This is a genomic window from Streptomyces sp. NPDC047130, from assembly GCF_040643475.1.
GTDB lineage: Bacteria > Actinomycetota > Actinomycetes > Streptomycetales > Streptomycetaceae > Streptomyces.
Genome location: NZ_JBEYUK010000010.1, coordinates 1 through 20,398, shown reverse-complemented (window position 1 = coordinate 20,398; position 20,398 = coordinate 1). Strand labels below are relative to the sequence as shown.

Below are 20,398 nucleotides of genomic sequence, written 5' to 3'. Positions count from 1 at the left end.
ACGGCCGCGCGGCCCGCCTCCGCGCCTCGTGCCTTGTCCCTCGTGCCCTGTCCCTCGTGCCTTGTCCCTCGTGCCTTGTCCCTCGTGCTTTGTCCCTCAGCGGTCCCGGAGGCGGTTCCACACGGCCGGTGCGGCGCTGATCGCCAGGGTCAGGGCCACCGCCGCGACCACGCCCTGCCACGGCTCGCGGAACAGCGAGCCGCCCAGCACGCCGATCACCTGGTAGGTCGCCGCCCAGGCCACGCAGGCCGGGGCGTTGCCCCGCACGAAGCGGCGCAGCGGCCAGTGGGCCACCAGGCAGGCCAGTATCACCGGCAGCCGCCCCGCCGGTATCAGCCGGGACAGCACCAGCACCGGCACGGCGTGCCGGCGCAGCCGGTCCTGCGCCTGCTCCATCCGCTCCTGGGGGGCGCGGTCCCGGATCCCCTCCAGCCAGCGGGTCGCGCCGCGCGACTCCATCCCCCGGCGGCCCAGCCAGTACAGCGCCACGTCCCCGGCGAACGCGGCCGTCGACGCGATCAGCAGCACCACCCCCAGCGACACCGCCGGCGCGGCGTGGTGGAACGCCACCACCGCCGCCGAGCTGACCAGCGCGCCGGTCGGCACCACCGGGACCAGCGAGCCCAGCAGCACCAGGAGGAACAGCATCGGATAGCCGACGGCCATGCCGTCCGGCGTCACCGGGACCCTCCGAACCGCGCCGACTCGCCGTGCCCGAGCAGCCGCACCTCGACACCCGGCGCGGAACGCGCCGCCAGCCGCGCGAACTCGTCGCCGGGGGAGTGGAACTCGTGCGGCCGCACGGCGTCCATCCCCACCGGCCAGAACGTCCCGTAGTGCACCGGCACCGCGCAGCGCGGGCCCAGCGTCCGCAGCACCTCGGCCGCCCGGGAGGCGTCGAGATGGCCCTCGCCGAGGAACGGGCCCCAGCCGCCGACCGGCAGCAGCGCCAGGTCGACCTCGCCCACCTCCTCGGCCATGGTGTCGAACATCCCGGTGTCCCCGGCGAAGTAGGCGCGCCGCTCGCCCTCCACGACGAACCCCAGGGCGGGGGAGCGGTGCGGGCCCACCGGCAGCCGGCGCCCGTCGTGGCGGGCGGTCACCGCGCGGACCGTCAGGTCCGCGACCCGCACCCGGTCGCCGGGCTGCACCTCCCGCACGTCCAGACGACGGTCGCGGGCCAGCCGGACCAGCGACGGCACCGCCCGGCCCGTGCCGCGCGGCACCAGCAGCACGGTGCCCGGGTCCAGCCGGGCCAGCGAGGGCAGGTGCAGGTGGTCGGCGTGCAGGTGGGAGACGAGCGCCACCTCCGCGTGCCAGGCGTCCGGCGGGGGCGGCGCCCCCCGGCGGCGGCGCAGATGCGCGAGCCGGCGTGTGAACAGAGGGTCCGTCAGGACGCGCACGCCGGAGTCCCGCAGCGTGCAGGTCGCGTGTCCCCACCAGGTGATCTCCGCCGGCACCTCGGCGTCCTCCTTCGTACGGCCTGCCCCGAGCCTACGGGGTACCGGCAGGCTCGGAGGGGACGGACGACAGGCCGTCCCGCCTGCCGTCTGCCCGGTATGGCAGGGTTGAACGGTCCACCCGCCGGTCGGCGGGCCGGGGCGAGGGAACGTGAGGTGCGTGTGGAAGGCCGCTGGCGGCGGGGCGTGGCACAACTGGGGCGAAGCGTCGCGGTGTGGGCGGTGTCCACGCTCACCATGCTGATCCTCGCGGGACTCCTCCCCGACTTCCGCCTGGAGTCGCCCGACGGCAACAGCGCCACCCGGCTCGGCGTCACCGCCGCGCTCGGCGCGGGCGTCTTCGGCCTGCTCTCCGCGCTCGTCTGGCCGCTGCTCGTGCGGCTGCTGCTCCTGGTCCCGGCGCTGGTGCTGGGGCTGCTCGTCTTCTTCCTCAACGGCGCCCTGCTGCTGGTGGCGCTCTGGGTCAACCCGGTCGAGCGGGGCGACGTCGGACCCGAGACGGCGGTGGTGGTCGCCGCGGTGATGTCCGCGGTCGCCTCGGCGACCGGCGGAGCCCTCGCCGTCCGCGACGACGACGCCTACCGCCGGCGCCTGTACCGGCTCTCCGACCGGCGCCGCCGCCACCTGCGGCAGCCCGGCGGCCCGGTCACCCCCGGCATCGTCTTCGTGCAGCTCGACGGCGTCGGGCACGACGTGCTGCGGGACGCCGCCGAGAAGGGGCTGATGCCCACCGTCGCCCGCAACCTCGGCCTGGACGGCGCCGGCCACCCGCCCACCCACCGGCTCACCCTCTGGCGCACCGACTGGTCCAGCCAGACCGGCGCCAGCCAGCTCGGCATCCTGCACGGCACCAACTACGACCTGCCCGCCTTCCGCTGGTACGACAAGCAGCGGCGCGAGGTGATGGTCAGCAACCGGCCCTCCAGCGCCGTCCTCCTGGAGAGACGGGCCGTCAAGCACACGGGCCGCCCCGGACTGCTCGCCGTCGACGGCGCCAGCCGCGGCAACCTGTTCAGCGGCGGGGCGGGCGAGCAGGCCCTGGTGCTGTCCATCGCCGCCCGCCGCCGTGGCAAGGGCTTCCGCTCCCGGTCCGGCTACTTCGCCTACTTCTCCGACCCGGCCAACGCCGTGCGCACCGCCCTGTCCTTCACCGCCGAGGTGTTCCGCGAGCTGAGCCAGTCGCTGCGCGCCCGGCTGGAGAAGCGCCGCCCCCGTGTGAGCCGCGGCGGGCTCTACCCCTTCCTGCGCGCCTTCGCCACGGTCGTCCAGCGGGACGTGGTGGTCTACGCCGTCGCGGGCGACATGCTCGCCGGACGGACCGCCGTCTACGCCGACCTGGTCGCCTACGACGAGGTGGCCCACCACTCCGGGCCGCGCGGCCGGGACGCCGCGCAGGTGCTGCGGCGGCTGGACCGGATGCTGGCGCTGCTCGAGAAGGTCGCCGAACACTCGCCCAGGCCGTACCGGTTCGTCGTCCTCTCCGACCACGGGCAGAGCCCCGGGGAGACCTTCCGCTCCCGCTACGGCCTCTCGCTCGGCGACCTGGTGCGCGCCGGGTGCGGGCTGCCGGTGCCGCGCCGGGCCCGCCGCACCCGCAGCGGCGCCGAGGCCAGGGCCGCGGTGCTGACCGCCCTCCACCGGCCGGTGGAGGAGGACCGCGGGGAGCACCTGCCCGCCGCCCGCCGGGCCGAGCCGATCGTGCTGGCCTCCGGCAACCTCGGGCTGGTCTCCTTCCCGGACGTGCGGCACCGGATGAGCCGCGAGGAGATCGACGCGCGCCACCCCGCGCTGCTGCCCACCCTGGCCAACCACCCCGGCATCGGGTTCCTGCTGGTGCGCAGCGAGGAGCACGGCGGGCTGGTGATGGCGGCGCACGGCGTGGAGGCCCCGCTGGACGAGCTCAGCGACGAGAACCCGGGGCCCCTGAAGCCCTACGGGCCGGGCGCCGTCGCCGCCGTCCGGCGCACCCACGGCTTCCCGCAGGCCGCCGACATCATGATCAATTCCTGGTACGACCCGGCCACCGGCGAGATCCACGCCTTCGAGGAGCAGATCGGCTCGCACGGCGGGCTCGGCGGCGAGCAGAGCCGGGCCTTCCTGATGACGCCGGTGTCGCTGCCCGAGCCGGAGGGCGAGCTGGTGGGCGCGGAGGCCGTCCACCGCCTGCTCCGGCGCTACCGGCAGGAGTCGGGGTACGACGAGGCCTGACACCCACCCCCGCCGGACCCCCGCGGTCCGGTCCCCCGGTCGAGCCGAGCCGCCCGGGTCCGGGCCCGTGGGGGTGCGGTGCCCGGCGCGGGGTGCCCGGTGCGGGGCGGCCGGGGTGGGGCGCGCCCCGCCGGGGCGTCAGGTCCGGGCGCGGGCGTGGTAGGAGTGCCGGGTGTGCTCGGTGTGCTCGCGCATCAGCCGGGTGGCCCGCACCTCGTCGCGGTCGGCGATGGCCGCGATCAGCGCCCGGTGCTCCGTCCACGACTGCCGGCCGCGCTGCCGCGCGATCGGCGTGTAGTACCACCGCACCCGCCGGTCCACCTGGGCCGCCAGCTCGGCCAGCACCGCGTTGCCCGCCAGCTCCATCACCTTGGCGTGGAACCGCGCGTTCGCCTCCACCGCCCCGTCGACGTCGTCGGCGGCGACCCGCGCCTCGCCCTCCGCGCACAGCTCCTCCAGCTGGGCGATGCCCGGCTTGCCCGCGTTGGCCGCCGCGAGGCGGGCCGCCTCCGCCTCCAGCAGCGTGCGCACGGTGAGGAGCTGGTCGGCCTCCTCCTCGGTCGGCTCGTGCACGAAGGCGCCCTGGGCGGGCCGCAGGTCCACCCAGCCCTCGGTGTTGAGCCGCTGGAGCGCCTCGCGCACCGGCTGCCGGGACACCCCGAGGTGCCCGGCGAGCTCGCTCTCCACCAGGTGCTGGCCGGGCCGCAGCGCGCGGGTCGTGATGAGCTCCAGCAGCGCCTCGTAGACACGGTCCCGGAGGGGACCAGGACGTTCCAGCTTGGGCACCGCGCCCTGCGGCAGACCGGACGACAACATCGGTTCCCCTCCTGAGCAGCACCCGATTGTCTATCGTCTACAGTCTACGGGGAACGGGGAGTCGGGGTGCGGGTGACGTAGGACACGACGCCGCCCCGCACCCTTCCGGGCCGGCGTGCGGGGCGGCGGGGTTCAGCCCGTGAACAACTGGGTGGCCTTGCGCACCAGTTCGTACAGGCCGTAGGCGAGCGGCGCGCCGACCCACAGCCAGGCGAAGGCGATCAGGCCCCGGCGTCCGGATTCCTCAGGCGGGTTCTGCGACATGCGCCGCCTCCTTCACGTGGTGCCTGGGGTGCACGGGGCGCACCAGCTCGTTGGCGACGAAGCCGATCGCCAGCAGCCCGATCATGATGAACAGCGACGTCCCGTACAGTTCCGGCCCCTGCTTGCCGGCCTCCTCCTGCCGGTCCGCGATCCAGTTGACGATCAGCGGGCCGAGGACGCCCGCGGTCGACCAGGCGGTCAGCAGCCGGCCGTGGATGGCGCCCACCTGGTACGTGCCGAAGAGGTCCTTCAGGTAGGCGGGGATGGTGGCGAAGCCGCCGCCGTAGAAGGAGAGGATGACCAGCGCGCAGACCACGAACAGCGGCTTGGAGGCGTCCCCGAACAGGGCGATCGCCAGGTACATCAGCGCGCCGACGCCCAGGTAGAGGCGGTAGACGTTCTTGCGTCCGATCAGGTCGGAGGTGGAGGACCAGCCGATCCGGCCCGCCATGTTGGCCGCCGACAGCAGTGCCACGAACCCGGCGGCCGCCGAGGCCGACACCGGCGCCGAGGTGCCGGCGAAGAAGTCGGTGATCATCGGCGCGGCCTTCTCCAGGATGCCGATGCCGGCGGTGACGTTCATGACGAGCACCAGCCACAGCAGCCAGAACTGCGGTGTCCGCACGGCCTCGCGCGCCGAGACCTGCACCCCGCCGACACCGGCCGTGGCGTCCTCGGCGGCCTGGTCGGCGGCCGGCCGCGGCACCCGGATGAGCAGGACGCCCAGCGACATGAACACCGCGTAGACCAGGCCGTGGACCAGGAAGGCGGTGGCGATCCCGGAGGAGTCGGAGCCGAACGCCTCCAGCATCCGGGTGGACCAGGGCGAGGCGATCAGCGCGCCGCCGCCGAAGCCCATGATGGCGATGCCGGTGGCCATGCCCGGACGGTCGGGGAACCACTTGATCAGGGTGGAGACCGGTGAGATGTAGCCGATGCCCAGCCCGATGCCGCCGACGAAGCCGTAGCCGATCACGATCAGCCAGTACTGCCCGGTGCGGGCGCCCAGCGCGGAGAGCAGGAAACCGGACGAGAAGCAGACCAGCGCGACCGTCATCGCCCAGCGCGGGCCGTTGCGTTCGACCAGGGTGCCGCCGAAGGCCGCGGACAGTCCCAGCATCACGATGCCCAGCTGGAAGGGGAGCGCGCTGAGCGTGCCGCTGATGTCGAGCGAGGACTCCAGCGGCGCCTTGAAGACGCTCCACGCGTAGGCCTGGCCTATGGACAGATGGACGGAGAGGGCGGCCGGGGGCACGAGCCAGCGGCTCCATCCCGGCGGTGCTACGGGTGGACTCATGATCCGGAACCCTAGGAACCGCTTGGCGGCTTGGGAAGACTCCGGACGCTCCCGGGCTCGGCTTCCCCGGCCCCGCGGTTCCATGCCCAGGCCTGCCGCGACCCTTGCTGCCCCAACTCCCATACTGTAGACAATATTCAGTCGACGTTTCGGCGGTTCCTCGGTAGCCCTCGACCGGACGGAGCTCTCCTGTGAAAGTCGCGATTCTCGGCGCCGGCGCCATCGGCGCCCATGTGGGCGCCGCCCTGCACCGGGCGGGCGTGGACGTACGCCTGATCGCCCGCGGGCCCCACCTGGAGGCCATGAGGCGGGACGGTGTGCGCGTCCTGAGCCACCGTGGAGACTTCACGGCCCGGCCACCGGTCACCGACGACCCCGCCGAGGTCGGACCCGTGGACCACGTGTTCCTCGGACTCAAGGCGAACGCCTACGCGGCGTGCTGCTGGAGCCGCTGCTGCGGCCGCGGACGGCCGTCGTCGCCGCCCAGAACGGCATCCCCTGGTGGTACTTCCACCGCCACGGCGGCCCGCACGACGGGCGGCGCCTGCAGAGCGTGGACCCCGACGGCGCGGTCAGTGCGGTGATCGCCCCCGAACGGGCCCTCGGCCGCGTGGTGTACGCCGCCACCGAACTCGAGGCGCCCGGAGTGGTGCGGCACCTGGCAGTCATCCGCTTCTCCGTCGGCGAGCCCGACCGCAGCGTCTCCGGACGCTGCACCGAGTTCAGCGAGGCCATGATCGCCGGCGGCCTCAGGTGCCCGGTGGAACGCGACCTGCGCGACGACATCTGGGTCAAGCTCCTGGGCAACGCCACCTTCAACCCCATCAGCGCCCTGACCCGCGCCACCATGCGCCAGATGTGCCTCCACCCCGGCACCCGCCGGGTCGTGGAGACCATGACGACCGAGACGCCGGCGATCGCCGAGGCCCTCGGCCGCACGGTCGGCGTCTCCGTCGAACGCCGCCTCGCCGGCGCCGAGCGCGTCGGCGACCACCGCACCTCCACGCTCCAGGACCTGGAGCGCGGCAGACCGCTCGAACTCGACGTGCTGCTCACCGCGTTGATCGAACTCGCGGAGATCACCGACGTCGACACGCCCACCCTCCGCACGGTCCACGCGCTGTCGGACCTGCTCGCGCCGAGGAGCGCCGCATGAGCAACCCCCCGACGTCCCGCGCCCGCAGGCGCGACAGGACGCCCAAGACCTACACCCGGCTCACCCACCCGCTGGTCCGGGACGCGCGCGACGAGCCGTTCCGGCGCGCCACCTGGGCCGAGGCACTCGACCGGGTCGCCCTGGCACTGGTGGAGCACCGCGGCGCCTTCGGTATGTTCTCCTGCGCCCGCGCCACCAACGAGACGAACTACGTGGCCCAGAAGTTCGCCCGGGTCGTGATGGGCACCAACAACGTCGACTCCTGCAACCGCACCTGCCACGCGCCCAGCGTGGCCGGCCTGTCCGCGGCCTTCGGCTCCGGCGGCGGAACCTCCTCCTACCAGGAGGTCGAGCACACCGACGTGATCGTCATGTGGGGCTCCAACGCCCGCTTCGCGCACCCCATCTTCTTCCAGCACGTGCTCAAGGGCATCCGCAACGGGGCCCGGATGTACGCCGTCGACCCGCGCCGCACCTCCACCGCCGAGTGGGCGGAGAGCTGGCTGGGCCTGAACGTCGGCACCGACATCCCCCTGGCGCACGCCGTCGGCCGCGAGATCATCGCCGCCGGGCTGGTCAACGAGCCGTTCGTGGCGCGCGCCACCAGCGGCTTCGAGGAGTACCGCACGCTGGTCGAACCGTGGACGCCGTCCCTGGCGGAGCGGGTGACCGGCGTCCCCGCCGAGGCGATCCGGGAACTCGCGCACGCCTACGCCCGCGCCGAACGCGCCCAGCTGTGCTGGACCCTGGGCATCACCGAGCACCACAACGGCACCGACAACGTCCGCGCGCTGATCAACCTGTCGCTGCTCACCGGCCACGTCGGCCGCCACGGCTCCGGCCTCCAGCCGCTGCGCGGCCAGAACAACGTGCAGGGCGGCGGCGACATGGGCGCCATCCCCAACCGGCTCCCCGGCTTCCAGGACATCCTCGACCCGTCCGCCCGGCTCAGGTTCGAGAACGCCTGGGGCACCACCGTCCAGCCCCGCTACGGCCTCAACCTCACCGAGATGTTCGAGGCGATGGAGGAGGGCACGCTGCGCGCCGTCTACTGCATCGGCGAGAACCCCGCGCAGTCCGAGGCCGACAGCGAGCAGGCGGTGCGCCGGCTGGGGGAACTCGACTTCCTGGTCGTGCAGGACATCTTCCTGACGAAGACCGCCGAACTCGCCGACGTGGTGCTGCCGTCCACGGCCGGCTGGGCCGAGACCGACGGCACCTTCACCAACAGCGAGCGCCGCGTCCAGCGGGTCCGCGCCGCCGTGACCCCGCCCGGCGAGGCCCGCGAGGACATCGACATCCTCTGCGACCTCGCCGCCCGGCTCGGCCACGACTGGAAGTACGCCGACGCCGAGGCCGTGTGGAACGAACTGCGCTCCGTCTCCCCGGACCACCACGGCATGACCTACGAGCGGCTCGACGAGCACCAGGGCATCCAGTGGCCCTGCCCCTCCACCGACGCCCTCGAACCGACCTACCTGCACGGCAGGCTGTGGGACCCGGACCCCGCACGGCGCGGCGCCCCCGCCCCCTTCGGCCTGGTCCAGCACGACCCGCCGGTCGACGTCACCGACGAGGACTACCCCGTGCGGCTGACCACCGGCCGGCGCCTGGACTCCTACAACACCGGCGTGCAGAGCGGCGGTTTCGCCTCCCCGCTGCGGCGCGGCGAGTACGTCGAACTCAGCCCGGAGGACGCCGAACGGTACGGCGTCACCACCGGCGAGCAGGTCCGCGTGCTCTCCCGTCGCGGCGCCGTCGTCGCCCCGGTGTGGGTCGAGGACTCCCTGCGGCCGGGCCTGGCCTTCATGACCTTCCACTTCCCCGACGAGGTGGACACCAACGCGCTGACCATCGAGGCCAACTGCCCGATCGCCGGCACCGCCGAGTTCAAGGCGTCGGCGATCCGGATCGAGAAACTTCCCGCCGCTGACCACGTGAGGTGACGCAAGTGGACCTGCACTTCGGCGACAGCAAACCCACCGACGAGGAACGCGCCGCCGTCGACGCCCTGCTCGGCCCGCCGCAGTCCTCCTGGGAGGGCGCCGACCGCGACGGGATGCGCGCCGGCGACCTGCGCTGGGCCCGCGGAGGCCGCGCCGCCCGGGCCCGCCGCGACCTGCTGCTGCCGGGGCTGCACGCCCTCAACGACCGGGTCGGCTGGATCAGCGACGGCGCCCTGGACTACCTGTGCCGCCGCCTGACCGTCCCGCCCGCCGAGGCGTACGGCGTCGCCACCTTCTACGCCCTGTTCTCCGTGAAACCGCGACCGCGCACGGTGCTGCACGTCTGCACCGACATCGGCTGCGCCCCGGCCGGCGCCGGCCGGGTGCTCGCCGCCGCCCGCGACCGCCTCGGCCCCGGCTCCGGGGTCCAGGTGCAGGCCGGCCCGTGCCTCGGCCTGTGCGAGCGGGCTCCCGCGGCCCTGGCGATCCGGGCCGGGGACCCCGTGCGCACCGCCGTCGCCGCGCCCGCCACCGGGGAGTCCGCCGTCCTCGCCGCCACCGCCCCCGAGTCCGCCCCCGAGGAACCGCCCGCCGCCCTGGCCGTCCCGCAGGCCGGGCAGCCGGGCCTGACCCTGCTGCGCCGTGTCGGCGTGGTCGACCCGGCCTCGCTGGACGACTACCGGGCGCACGGCGGCTACACCGCACTGCGCCGCGCCTTCGAACTGGGGCCGGCCGGGGTGATCCGCGAGGTCACCGACTCGGGGCTGGTGGGCCGGGGCGGCGCCGCCTTCCCCACCGGCGTCAAGTGGCAGGCCACCGCCTCCCGGCCCGAGCACCCGCACCACCTGGTCTGCAACGCCGACGAGTCGGAGCCCGGCACCTTCAAGGACCGGGTCCTGATGGAGGGCGACCCGTACGCCCTCGTGGAGGCCATGACCATCGCCGGGTACGCCGTCGGCGCCCACCGGGGCCACCTCTACCTGCGCGGCGAGTACCCGCGGGCGCTGCGCCGCCTGCGGCACGCCATCGACCAGGCCCGGGCCCGCGGCTTCCTCGGCGACGACGTGCTCGGCCAGGGCTACGCCTTCGACATCGAGATCCGGCGGGGCGCCGGCGCCTACATCTGCGGCGAGGAGACCGCCCTCTTCAACTCCATCGAGGGCCGCCGGGGCGAGCCCCGCGCCAAGCCCCCGTTCCCCGTGCAAAAGGGACTGTTCGGCAGGCCCACCGCCGCCAACAACGTGGAGACCCTGGTGAACGTCCTGCCGGTCCTCACCCTGGGCGCGCCCGCCTACGCGGCCATCGGCACCGGCCGGTCCACCGGCCCCAAGCTGTTCTGCGTCTCCGGCAGCGTCGAGCGGCCCGGCGTCTACGAGCTGCCGTTCGGCGCCACGCTCGGCGAACTGCTCCGGCTCGCCGGGGTGCGGGACGGGCTGCGGGCCGTGCTGCTCGGCGGTGCGGCCGGAGGATTCGTCCGGGCCGACGAACTGGACATCCCGCTCACCTTCGAAGGCACCCGCGAGGCCGGCACCACCCTCGGCTCCGGCGTGGTGATGGCCTTCGACGACACCGTGCCGCTGCCCCGGCTGCTGCTGCGGATCGCCGAGTTCTTCCGGGACGAGTCCTGCGGCCAGTGCGTGCCCTGCCGGGTCGGTACCGTCCGCCAGGAGGAGGCGCTGCACCGGATCGCGGAACGCACCGGCACGGACGCCGCCGCCGACATCACCCTGCTGCGCGAGGTGGGACGGGCCATGAAGGACGCCTCGATCTGCGGTCTCGGGCAGACCGCCTGGAACGCCGTGGAATCCGCGATCGACCGACTGGGGGCGTACAGGTGACCGCGATACCGCTCGGAGTGCCGCGCCGGCTGCTGGAGTTCACCCTGGACGGGGAGACCGCCCGGGTCCCCGAGGGCTCCACCGTCCTCGACGCCTGCCGCGCCGCCGGCAAGGACGTCCCCACGCTCTGCCAGGGCGACACCCTGGAGCCGCGGAACGCCTGCCGGGTCTGCGTGGTCGAGGTCGAGGGCGCCCGCACCCTGGTCCCGGCCTGCTCCCGCAAGGCCGAGGCGGGCATGGAGGTGCGCACCGACACCGAGCGGACCCGGCACAGCCGGAAGGTGGTGCTGGAACTGCTCGCCTCCTCGGTGGACCTGTCCACCACCCCCCAGGTGGCCGGATGGCTCAAGGAGTACAAGGCCGAACCCGACCGCTTCGGCCCGGACGCCGCCCGCCTCGGCGAGGAGCCCCGGATCGACAACGACCTCTACGTCCGCGACTACGACAAGTGCGTCCTCTGCTACAAGTGCGTGGACGCCTGCGGCGACCAATGGCAGAACAGCTTCGCCATCTCCGTCACGGGCCGCGGCTTCGACGCGCGGATCGCCGTCGAGCACGACGGGCCGCTCACCGAGTCCGCCTGCGTCTACTGCGGCAACTGCATCGAGGTCTGCCCCACCGGGGCACTGTCGTTCAAGAGCGAGTTCGACATGCGCCAGGCGGGTACATGGGACGAGTCCCGGCAGACGCGGACCACCACGGTCTGCGCCTACTGCGGAGTAGGGTGCAACCTCACCCTGCACGTTCAGGACAATGAGATCGTCAAGGTCACCTCGCCGCACGACCATCCGGTGACCCACGGCAATCTCTGCATCAAGGGCCGCTTCGGCTACCAGCACGTACAGAACCGGGACTGACAGGGCTATGGGACGAGTCACGGAACGACGCAAGGTGATCCGGATCCGCGACGGGGTGGTCTCCACGCGGCCGGACACGCTCGTCGCCGAGGAACCTCTGGAGATCCGGCTCAACGGCAAGCCGCTGGCCATCACCATGCGCACGCCCGGCGACGACTTCGCGCTCGCCGCCGGGTTCCTGGTGAGCGAGGGCGTGCTCGGCTCCGGGGCGGAACTGCGGAACATCGTGTACTGCGCGGGGGCGACCGCCGACGGGTCGAACACCTACAACGTGGTGGACGTGCGGACCGCGCCCGGGGTCGTGATGCCGGACATCACCCTGGAGCGCAACGTGTACACCACCTCCTCCTGCGGGCTGTGCGGCAAGGCCAGCCTGGACGCGGTGCGCACCACGGCCCGCTGGACGATCGACGACGGCGACGGGCCGCCGATGAGGCTGGAACCCGCCCTCCTGTCCGAGCTGCCGGAGCGGCTGCGGGCGGCGCAGCGGGTGTTCGACCGCACGGGCGGGCTGCACGCGGCGGCGCTCTTCTCCGAGCACGGGGAACTGCTGGACGTCCGGGAGGACGTGGGACGGCACAACGCCGTCGACAAGCTGGTGGGCCGGGCCCTGCAGAACGACGCGCTGCCGCTGTCGCGGACCGTCCTGATGGTGTCGGGGCGGGCGTCGTTCGAGCTCGCGCAGAAGGCGGTGATGGCGGGGATACCGGTGCTGGCCGCGGTCTCCGCGCCGTCGTCGCTGGCGGTGGACCTCGCGGCGGAGACGGGGCTCACGCTGGTCGGCTTCCTGCGGGGGGCCTCCATGAACGTGTACGCGGGGGAGGAGCGGATCGCCCTGACGGCGCCCGCCGCCACCAGGGCCTGATCCTCCGCCGCGTGCACCCGGCGGGGTCCCGCCCGGGCGGGGAGCGCCCCCTGCGCCCCCGGGACCCCGCCACCCTTGCGCTCTTCCGTCCTCCCGCGCTTCCGTCCTCCCGCTCCCGGACCGTCGGCCCGTCGGCCCGTCGCCCTTCGGCCAGGCCCGACGCGGGCACGGCCCCCAGGGGTCAGCCGTGCGGGGTGGCGGCGTAGGAGCGCGGGGCCCCGGTGGGCAGGGGGTCGCGTTCGCGGCGTCGGGCGATGACGGCGGCGACCATCAGCTGCATCTGGTGGAACAGCATCAGCGGAAGCACCGCCAACGCCGCGTCCCCGCCGAACAGCACGCTCGCCATCGGCAGCCCCGCCGCCAGCGACTTCGTCGACCCGGCGAACTGGATCGCCACCCGGTCCCCCCGGTCGAACCGCAGCGCCCTCGCCCCGTACCAGGTGAGCGCCAGCACCACCGCCAGCAGCACCGCCTCGACCGCGAGCAGCTCCAGCAGCCGCACCACGCTGACCTGGCCCCACACGCCCCGCACCATGCCCTGGCTGAACGCCGAGTAGACGACCAGCAGGATCGCCCCCCGGTCCACCAGCGACAGCAGCTTGCCGTGCCGCAGGACGAACCCGCCGACCCACCGCCGCAGCACCTGCCCCGCCAGGAACGGCACCAGCAGCTGCAGGACGATCTTGAGCAGGGAGTCCGCGGAGAACCCGTCCCCGCCGGCGAACTGCCCGCCGAGCAGCAGCGCCGCGAGCAGGGGGGTGACGACGATGCCCGCCAGCGAGGAGAAGGAGCCCGCGCAGATGGCCCCCGGCACGTTGCCGCGGGCGATCGAGGTGAAGGCGATCGAGGACTGGATGGTCGACGGCACCAGGGTGAGGAAGAGCAGGCCCTGGTACAGCGCCTCGTCGAGGAGGTGCGGCACCAGCGCCCGCGAGGCCAGCCCGAGCAGCGGGAAGAGGACGAAGGTGCAGCCCAGGATCGTCAGGTGGAGCCGCCAGTGGCGCAGGCCGTCCAGCGCCTCGCGGGTGGAGAGCCGCGCGCCGTAGAGGAAGAAGAGGAACGCGACCGCCGCCGTGGCGAGCCAGGAGACCCCCTCGGCCGCCACGCCCCGCGCCGGCAGCAGCGCCGCCACCCCCATCGTCGCCAGCAACAGCACGATGTACGGGTCGACCGGCATCCAGCGCGGCCACTGCAGGCGTTTCACGGTGCTCCACCACTTCGGTGTTCGGGGGCGGGGTGCGTCGCACGGTGCGAGCGCGGCACGCGGACGTGCCCTCTCCATCGTCCACCCTTCCCCCGTGATCGGGAATCCGGCATACCACTCTCACTGCGATCGCCGTCCGTGATGACCGGCGACCGTCGCCCGGTTAGGGTTCCCCGCATGTACGACCCCTCCCATCTGCGCACCTTCCTGGCGGTGGCGCAGACGCTGAGCTTCACCCGGGCCGCGCACCGCCTCGGGGTCCGGCAGTCGACGGTCAGTCAGCACGTGCGCCGGCTGGAGGACGCCACCGGCCGTCCGCTGTTCTCCCGGGACACCCACTCGGTGGAGCTCACCGACGACGGCGAGGCCATGCTGGGGTTCGCCCGCCGCATCCTGGAGGTCCACGAACAGGCGACGGCGTTCTTCTCCGGCGAGCGCCCCCGCGGCCGGCTGCGCTTCGGCGCGTCCGAGGACTTCGTGCTGACCCGCCTCCCGGAGATCCTGGAGGCCTTCCGCTACGACCACCCCGAGGTCGATCTGGAGCTGACCGTCGAACTCTCCGGCGTGCTCCACGAACGGATGGCCGCCGGGAAGCTGGACCTGATGCTGGCCAAACGCGGACCGCACGACCCGCGCGGGCAACTGGTGCGCCAGGACCGGCTGGTCTGGATCGGCGCCGAGCGGCTGCGGCTGGATCCCGACCGCCCCGTCCCGTTGATCGTCTACCCTCCGCCGGGCATCACCCGGGCCCTGGCCCTGGAGGCGCTCGAGAAGCAGGGCCGGCCGTGGCGGATCGCCTGCACCAGCGGCAGCCTCAACGGCCTGATCGCCGCCGCCCGCGCCGGGCTGGGCGTGATGCCGCACTCCCGCGGCCTGATCCCGCCGGGGCTGGTGCGCGCCCCGGACCGGGCGGGACTGCCGGAACTCGGACGGGTCGACTTCGTCCTGCTGCACGGTCACCGCCCGGGCCCCGCCCGCAGCGCCGCGCAGGCCCTGGCGGCGGCGCTCCTCGCCGGGGGCGAACGGCTGCGCCGGGGGCATCCCTGAGCCGTGCGCGGACCTGCCCGACCGACACGACACGCGCGACCCGGTGACCAGGGGGAGAGGGTTCGGTGGAGGACCGGTCACACAAGTTACGCCACCGTAGGTCCAGGTGGCCGCAGGGTGGCCGCCATCCCCCCGTTCGCCCCATTCGCCCCCGCCCCGCCGACGAGTTTCGGCCGAGCTCACTCCGTGGACCCCCTCCCGGCGCACCGCCCGGTGAGGTAGTTTCACGCGCCGGGGGGATCGGTTCACAGCGCGTGACCAGAGCGCCGGACCAGGGCACGGAAGCGGGGATCGGCCTTGCGTGAGTACTTCAACCCGCCACTGGCGGGACCACCGCCCGTCGGCGGCCTGGCCGACAGCGTCCACCAGCGCGCCCGCGCGGAACCCGACCGCGTGGTGCTCTGCCGCAAGGAGGACGGCGCCTGGCGGGACGTCACCGCCGCCGAGTTCCGGGACCAGGTGCTCGCGCTCGCCAAGGGACTCCTCGCGGAGGGCGTCCGGTTCGGCGACCGGGTGGCCGTGATGGCCCGCACCCGCTACGAGTGGACCCTCTTCGACTTCGCCCTGTGGAGCGTGGGCGCACAGGTGGTGCCGGTCTACCCGACCTCCTCGGCCGAGCAGGTCGCCTGGATGTTCCACGACGCGGAGGTGACCGCCGCCGTCGTCGAGCACGAGGACCACGCCATGACGGTCGCCACCGTCATCGACCGCGCCCCCCGCCTCCGCCACCTCTGGCAGATGGACGCCGGCGCCGTCGAGGAACTGTCCGCGGCCGGCGCCCACCTGGACGACGAGGTCGTCCACCGGCACCGCAACGCCGTCACCCCCGAGACCGTGGCCACCGTCATCTACACCTCCGGCACCACGGGCCGCCCCAAGGGCTGCGTCCTCACCCACGGCAACTTCATGTTCGAGTGCGACACCATGGTCGGCCGCTGGGAGACGGTCTTCCGCTCCCGGCCCGGCGACGAGGCGTCCACCCTCCTCTTCCTCCCGCTGGCCCACGTGTTCGGCCGGATGGTGGAGGTGGCGGCCGTCCGCCACGGGGTGCGGCTGGGCCACCAGCCCGAGCTCAACGCCACTGTCCTGATGGCCGACTTCGCCGCCTTCCGGCCCTCCTTCGTGCTGGCCGTGCCGTACATCTTTGAGAAGATCTTCCACGCCTCCCGGCGCAAGGCGGAGCGCTTCGGCAAGGCCGCCGCCTTCGACAAGGCGGTCGAGGTGGCCGTGCGCCACGCCGAGGCGACGGAGGAACGGGAGTGGGGCAAGGGCCCCGGCCCCTCGGCCGCGCTGCGGATGCAGCACCAGTTCTTCGACAAGCTGGTCTACAACAAGGTCCGCCAGGCCCTCGGCGGCCGGGTCAGGCACGCCATGTCGGGCGGCTCGGGGATGGACCGCCGGCTGGGGCTGTTCTACGCCGGGGCGGGCGTGCGCGTCTTCGAGGGCTACGGCCTCACCGAGACCACCGCGGCGGCCACCGCCAACCCGCCGGACCGGGTCCGCCACGGCACCGTCGGGCCGCCGATCCCCGGCGTCACCGTGCACATCGCCGACGACGGCGAGATCTGGCTCGCCGGCGACGGCCTCTTCCACGGCTACCTCAACGACCCCCGGGCCACCGAGGAGGTGCTGCGCGGCGGCTGGTTCGCCACCGGCGACATCGGCCGGCTGGACGAGGACGGTTATCTGCACATCACCGGCCGCAAGAAGGAGATCCTGGTGACCTCCGGCGGCAAGAGCGTCTCCCCGGTGATGCTGGAGGACCGCGTCCGCGACCACCCCCTGGTCGCCCAGTGCCTGGTGGTGGGCGACGACCGCCCGTACATCGCGGCGCTGATCACCCTCGACCAGGAGGCCGTCGAGCACTGGCTCCAGATGCGCGGCAAACCACCCCTGACCGCCTCCGAACTGGTGCGCGACCCCGCGCTGGAGATGGAGGTCCGGCGCGCCGTGCAGGCCGCCAACAGCATGGTCTCGCAGGCCGAGTCGATCCGGACCTTCCGCATCCTGGCGCAGCCCTTCACCGAGGAACAGGGGCTGCTCACCCCCTCGCTGAAGCTCAAGCGCAAGGCGATCGAGAAGGCCTACGAGGCCGAGGTCGAGGCCCTGTACCGGAGCTGACGGACCGACGGCCGGGGCCCGCGCCGACCGGAACGGCCCCTCCCGGAATGCGGCGCGCCCGCCGATCGTCGATGATGGGAGGCAATGTCCGTCCAACGAAGGATCGATAGCGCGTGAGCAGCAAGGTCCCCCCGATCGTCCTGAACAACGGCGTGGAGATGCCCCAGCTGGGCTTCGGTGTCTGGCAGATCCCGGACGACGAGGCCGAGCGCGCGGTGGCCACCGCCCTGGAGGCGGGCTACCGCAGCATCGACACGGCGGCCGCGTACGGCAACGAGCGCGGAACCGGGAAGGCCGTGGCCGCCTCCGGGATCCCCCGTGAGGAGGTCTTCGTCACCACCAAGCTCTGGAACAGCGACCAGGGCTACGACTCCACCCTGCGCGCCTTCGACACCTCCCTGAAGAAGCTCGGCCTCGACTACGTGGACCTCTACCTCATCCACTGGCCGATGCCGATGCGGGGCACCTTCGTCGAGACCTACAAGGCGTTCGAGAAGCTGTACGCCGACGGCCTGATCCGCGCCATCGGCGTCTCCAACTTCCTCCCGGAGCACCTGCGGACCCTGATGGACGCCACCTCGGTGGTCCCGGCGGTGAACCAGATCGAACTCCACCCCCACCTCCAGCAGGGCGAGGCCCGCGCCTTCCACGCCGACCACGGCATCGCCACCGAGGCATGGTCCCCGCTGGGCGCCGGCAAGGGCCTCCTCGAGGTCCCCGCCATCGCCGCCGTCGCCCAGAAGCACGGCCGCACCCCGGCCCAGGTGGTGTTGCGCTGGCACCTCCAGACCGGCAACATCGTGATCCCCAAGTCGGCCACGCCGTCGCGGATCGAGGAGAACTTCGACGTCTTCGGCTTCACCCTGGACGACGAGGACCTGGCCGCGATCCGCGCCCTCGACGAGGGCCGCCGCACGGGCGCCGACCCCGCCACCGCCGACTTCACCTGACGGCACGCCGCCCGGGGCCGCCCGCCGGCCCCGGGCCGGCCACCCGACTGCCTTCCCACTGATCCCACACGGCCGTCCCCCACGGACCGGCCCGGAGAAAGAGGGTTCCGCAGCAGTGCGCATCACCAGCCTCACCCGAACGGCGGTCCTCGGCGCCACCCTCCTGTGCGCCGCGCTGCTCCCCGCGGGCCTCGCCGGCGCTGCCCCCGACCCCCCGCCCGAGGCGACCGGGCCCCGGCCCGGCCCCGGACGCACCACGCCGGACGGGAAGGTGCGGGTCGCCGACCTCCCGGTCACCGCGTGGACGGTCCGCCAGCGGCTGAAGGACTGCCACCGGATCTCCCGCGGCGTGTACCGCACCGACGCGGGCCGCGGACCCGCCGTTCCGGTCTGCGGCCAGGGCGACGTCGTCCACTGGACGGCCGACCTCGACGTCGACTGCGACGGCCTGCGCACCAGGCTCTGCAACGAGCGCACCGACCCCTTCTTCCGCCCCGACACCGCCTTCCACCAGTCCGACGGCATGCCGCTGAGCGCCGACCGGCTGCCCTACGTGGTCGTGCCCGGCCCCAGCAGGATCTGGGACCACGTCGCCGCCGGGGTGGGGGCGGGGGACCCGGTGGTGCTCCTCCACGGCGAACGGATCGCCTACGCGGTGGTGGGCGACGTCGGCCCCACCGGCATCATCGGCGAGGCCTCCTACGCCGCGGCCGAGGATCTCGGCCTCGACCCGCACCCCGTCGGCGGCGGCGCCCGGTCGGGCGTCACCTACCTCGTCTTCAAGGACGCCAAGGTGCGGCCCCTGGAGGACGCCCGGGCGGCGGAGCGGCAGGGGCGGCAACTGCTGCGCTCCTTCGTCAACCCGTAGGCGCGGCGGGGCGCGTCAGCTCGCGTGGTGGCGGGCGGCAAGCTCCTCGACGCGGCCGGCGAGTTCCACGTCCAGCGCGGTGATCCGGCCGCCCACGCTGTGGGTGTTCACCGACACCGAGACGGTGTCGTAGCCGAGCGTCAGGTCCGAGTGGTGGTCCATCTCGTCCTGCACCCGGGCGACGTCCGCCACCAGCGCGGCGGCGACCGCGTGCGAGGCCAGGCGGTACGAGCGGGTCAGCCGGTTCCCGGCCACCCGCCAGCCGGGCAGCCGGGACAGCCGGTCCTCGATCTCCTGGTCCGTCAGCGGCTCGACCGCCATGGTCTTCTCCTCTCCGCGGGTGCTCCTCTCCGGCCAGCGTGCCACAGGGGCGGGGGAGCGGAGGCGGCACACACGGCCGGGAGGCGAAAGTCCCCGAAAGCCTTGGCCACGATATGACCTGGAACGATGGGCGAGCGGCGGCCGGCATGGCAGACTGCCCCCGCGAAGAAGGTGTGAAGCCCTGGGGGAGGACGGCGTGAGCGAGCGACGCATCGCGCCCACCGTCGGTCAGGTGGTGCTCGGCAGGCGGCTCCAGGAGCTCCGTGAGACGGCCGGACTCAAACGCGAGGAGGCCGCGCGCATCCTGCACGTCGCACCGGCCACGGTCCGCCGGATGGAGACCGCGGAGGTCGCGCTCAAGATCCCCTACGTGCAGATGCTGCTCTCCGCGTACGGGGTGCCCGAGCGGGAGGCCGCCGAGTTCGTCGGCCTCGCCGAGGAGGCCAACCGGCCCGGCTGGTGGCAGCGCTTCCACGACGTGCTGCCGGACTGGTTCTCGCTGTACGTCAGCCTCGAGGGCGCGGCGAAGATGCTGCGGTCCTACGAACCGCACTTCGTGCCGGGGCTGCTGCAGACCGAGGACTACGCCCGGGCGGTGCTGCGGGCCGGGGCCACCGGCGTCGGGGCCGCGGCCGAGGCCACGCTCGAACGGCACGTGGCGTTGCGGATGACCCGGCAACGGCTGCTGGAACGGCCGACGCCGCCGCGGCTGTGGGCGATCATGGAGGAGACGGTGCTGCGGCGGCCCGTCGGCCCCGACCCGCGGGTGATGCGGGACCAGATCGACCGGCTGCTCGCGGCGACCGAGCAGGACCACATCACGCTGCAGGTCGCGGAGTTCGCGGCCGGGCCGCACCCCGGGGCGTACGCCCCGTTCTCCCTCTTCCGCTTCGCGGAGCCCGAACTGCCCGACATGGTCTTCACCGAGTACCTCACCGGCGCGCTCTACCTGGACTCCCGCGACGAGGTCGCCGCCCACCTGGAGGCGCTGGACCACATGACCGCCCGCGCGGCCTCGACGGAACGGACCCGGACGGTGCTGCGCGCCTACCGGGAGCGGTACGCGTAGGACCGCCTCCGCCCGGCACGGGCGCGGGGGGGGGCCCGGGCCCCCCCCCCCCCCCCCCCGCCCCGCCCCCCGCGCCGGCCGGGCCCTGGTGGTAACCGGGAGCGCCGGGCG

Annotated in this window: 17 protein-coding genes and 1 pseudogene; 11 read left to right on the top strand and 7 right to left on the bottom strand. The window is 73.7% G+C overall.

Annotated features, from left to right (window positions below):
- Positions 1-96 precede the first annotated feature (96 nt).
- Complete coding sequence (locus tag ABZ836_RS14750) at positions 97-666, bottom strand: VTT domain-containing protein (RefSeq protein WP_356135348.1); 570 nt, start codon at positions 664-666, stop codon at positions 97-99.
- A gap of 11 nt (positions 667-677) precedes the next feature.
- Positions 678-1,460: an MBL fold metallo-hydrolase gene (locus ABZ836_RS14745; RefSeq protein ID WP_356135207.1), complete on the bottom strand. Its 783-nt coding sequence runs from the start codon at positions 1,458-1,460 to the stop codon at positions 678-680.
- Between the two features lie 162 nt (positions 1,461-1,622).
- Here ABZ836_RS14745 and ABZ836_RS14740 point away from each other — a divergent pair, with 162 nt between their 5' ends.
- Complete coding sequence (locus ABZ836_RS14740) at positions 1,623-3,668, top strand: phage holin family protein (protein WP_356135350.1); 2,046 nt, start codon at positions 1,623-1,625, stop codon at positions 3,666-3,668.
- 138 nt (positions 3,669-3,806) lie between these two features.
- Here ABZ836_RS14740 and ABZ836_RS14735 read toward each other — a convergent pair whose 3' ends face one another.
- The 3 genes from ABZ836_RS14735 to ABZ836_RS14725 form a co-directional block, all read right to left on the bottom strand.
- Positions 3,807-4,484, bottom strand: a complete 678-nt coding sequence (locus tag ABZ836_RS14735; protein ID WP_361142140.1) for a GntR family transcriptional regulator — start codon at positions 4,482-4,484, stop codon at positions 3,807-3,809.
- A 132-nt stretch (positions 4,485-4,616) separates the two neighbouring features.
- Complete coding sequence (locus ABZ836_RS14730; protein WP_356135211.1) at positions 4,617-4,748, bottom strand: hypothetical protein; 132 nt, start codon at positions 4,746-4,748, stop codon at positions 4,617-4,619.
- On the bottom strand, positions 4,729-6,045 hold the full coding sequence (locus tag ABZ836_RS14725; RefSeq protein ID WP_356135213.1) for an OFA family MFS transporter: 1,317 nt from the start codon (positions 6,043-6,045) through the stop codon (positions 4,729-4,731). Before ABZ836_RS14725 ends, ABZ836_RS14730 begins: the two co-directional genes overlap by 20 nt.
- A 191-nt stretch (positions 6,046-6,236) precedes the next feature.
- On the opposite strand from ABZ836_RS14725, the pseudogene ABZ836_RS14720 reads away from it, so the two are divergent.
- The 5 genes and pseudogenes from ABZ836_RS14720 to fdhD all read left to right on the top strand — a co-directional run bounded on the left by ABZ836_RS14720 (position 6,237) and on the right by fdhD (position 12,707).
- Positions 6,237-7,201: pseudogene (locus ABZ836_RS14720) on the top strand (2-dehydropantoate 2-reductase).
- Positions 7,198-9,147, top strand: a complete 1,950-nt coding sequence (locus tag ABZ836_RS14715; RefSeq protein ID WP_361142138.1) for a molybdopterin-dependent oxidoreductase — start codon at positions 7,198-7,200, stop codon at positions 9,145-9,147. The pseudogene ABZ836_RS14720 and the gene ABZ836_RS14715 overlap by 4 nt, the downstream one beginning before the upstream one ends.
- Positions 9,148-9,152: 5 nt before the next feature.
- Positions 9,153-10,985, top strand: coding sequence for an NADH-ubiquinone oxidoreductase-F iron-sulfur binding region domain-containing protein (locus tag ABZ836_RS14710; protein ID WP_361142136.1), 1,833 nt, complete (start codon positions 9,153-9,155; stop codon positions 10,983-10,985).
- Positions 10,982-11,842, top strand: a complete 861-nt coding sequence (locus tag ABZ836_RS14705) for a 2Fe-2S iron-sulfur cluster-binding protein (RefSeq protein ID WP_361142134.1) — start codon at positions 10,982-10,984, stop codon at positions 11,840-11,842. Before ABZ836_RS14710 ends, ABZ836_RS14705 begins: the two co-directional genes overlap by 4 nt.
- Positions 11,843-11,849: 7 nt before the next feature.
- The gene (gene fdhD, locus ABZ836_RS14700; RefSeq protein WP_361142132.1) at positions 11,850-12,707 is read left to right on the top strand and encodes a formate dehydrogenase accessory sulfurtransferase FdhD; all 858 of its coding nucleotides are present in this window, start codon (positions 11,850-11,852) and stop codon (positions 12,705-12,707) included.
- Between the two features lie 181 nt (positions 12,708-12,888).
- Here fdhD and ABZ836_RS14695 read toward each other — a convergent pair whose 3' ends face one another.
- Positions 12,889-13,911: a bile acid:sodium symporter family protein gene (locus ABZ836_RS14695; protein WP_361142130.1), complete on the bottom strand. Its 1,023-nt coding sequence runs from the start codon at positions 13,909-13,911 to the stop codon at positions 12,889-12,891.
- 177 nt (positions 13,912-14,088) lie between these two features.
- Between ABZ836_RS14695 and ABZ836_RS14690 the strand changes: the two genes are divergently transcribed.
- The 4 genes from ABZ836_RS14690 (at position 14,089) to ABZ836_RS14675 (ending at position 18,897) form a co-directional block, all read left to right on the top strand.
- Positions 14,089-14,958 (top strand): LysR substrate-binding domain-containing protein, encoded by an 870-nt coding sequence (locus tag ABZ836_RS14690; RefSeq protein WP_356135225.1) that lies wholly within the window; start codon positions 14,089-14,091, stop codon positions 14,956-14,958.
- Positions 14,959-15,255: 297 nt separating this feature from the next.
- The gene (locus tag ABZ836_RS14685; RefSeq protein WP_361142128.1) at positions 15,256-17,079 is read left to right on the top strand and encodes a long-chain fatty acid--CoA ligase; all 1,824 of its coding nucleotides are present in this window, start codon (positions 15,256-15,258) and stop codon (positions 17,077-17,079) included.
- Positions 17,080-17,192: 113 nt separating this feature from the next.
- Positions 17,193-18,029 (top strand): aldo/keto reductase, encoded by an 837-nt coding sequence (locus ABZ836_RS14680; protein WP_356135228.1) that lies wholly within the window; start codon positions 17,193-17,195, stop codon positions 18,027-18,029.
- A 115-nt stretch (positions 18,030-18,144) separates the two neighbouring features.
- A complete protein-coding gene (locus ABZ836_RS14675) occupies positions 18,145-18,897 on the top strand; it encodes a glycoside hydrolase family 75 protein (RefSeq protein WP_356135230.1) in 753 nt (250 codons plus the stop codon).
- 15 nt (positions 18,898-18,912) lie between these two features.
- Here the strand turns inward: ABZ836_RS14675 and ABZ836_RS14670 are convergent, their stop codons facing one another.
- On the bottom strand, positions 18,913-19,218 hold the full coding sequence (locus ABZ836_RS14670) for a 4a-hydroxytetrahydrobiopterin dehydratase (RefSeq protein WP_356135232.1): 306 nt from the start codon (positions 19,216-19,218) through the stop codon (positions 18,913-18,915).
- A 196-nt stretch (positions 19,219-19,414) separates the two neighbouring features.
- On the opposite strand from ABZ836_RS14670, the gene ABZ836_RS14665 reads away from it, so the two are divergent.
- Complete coding sequence (locus tag ABZ836_RS14665; RefSeq protein ID WP_356135234.1) at positions 19,415-20,287, top strand: helix-turn-helix transcriptional regulator; 873 nt, start codon at positions 19,415-19,417, stop codon at positions 20,285-20,287.
- Positions 20,288-20,398 lie beyond the last annotated feature (111 nt).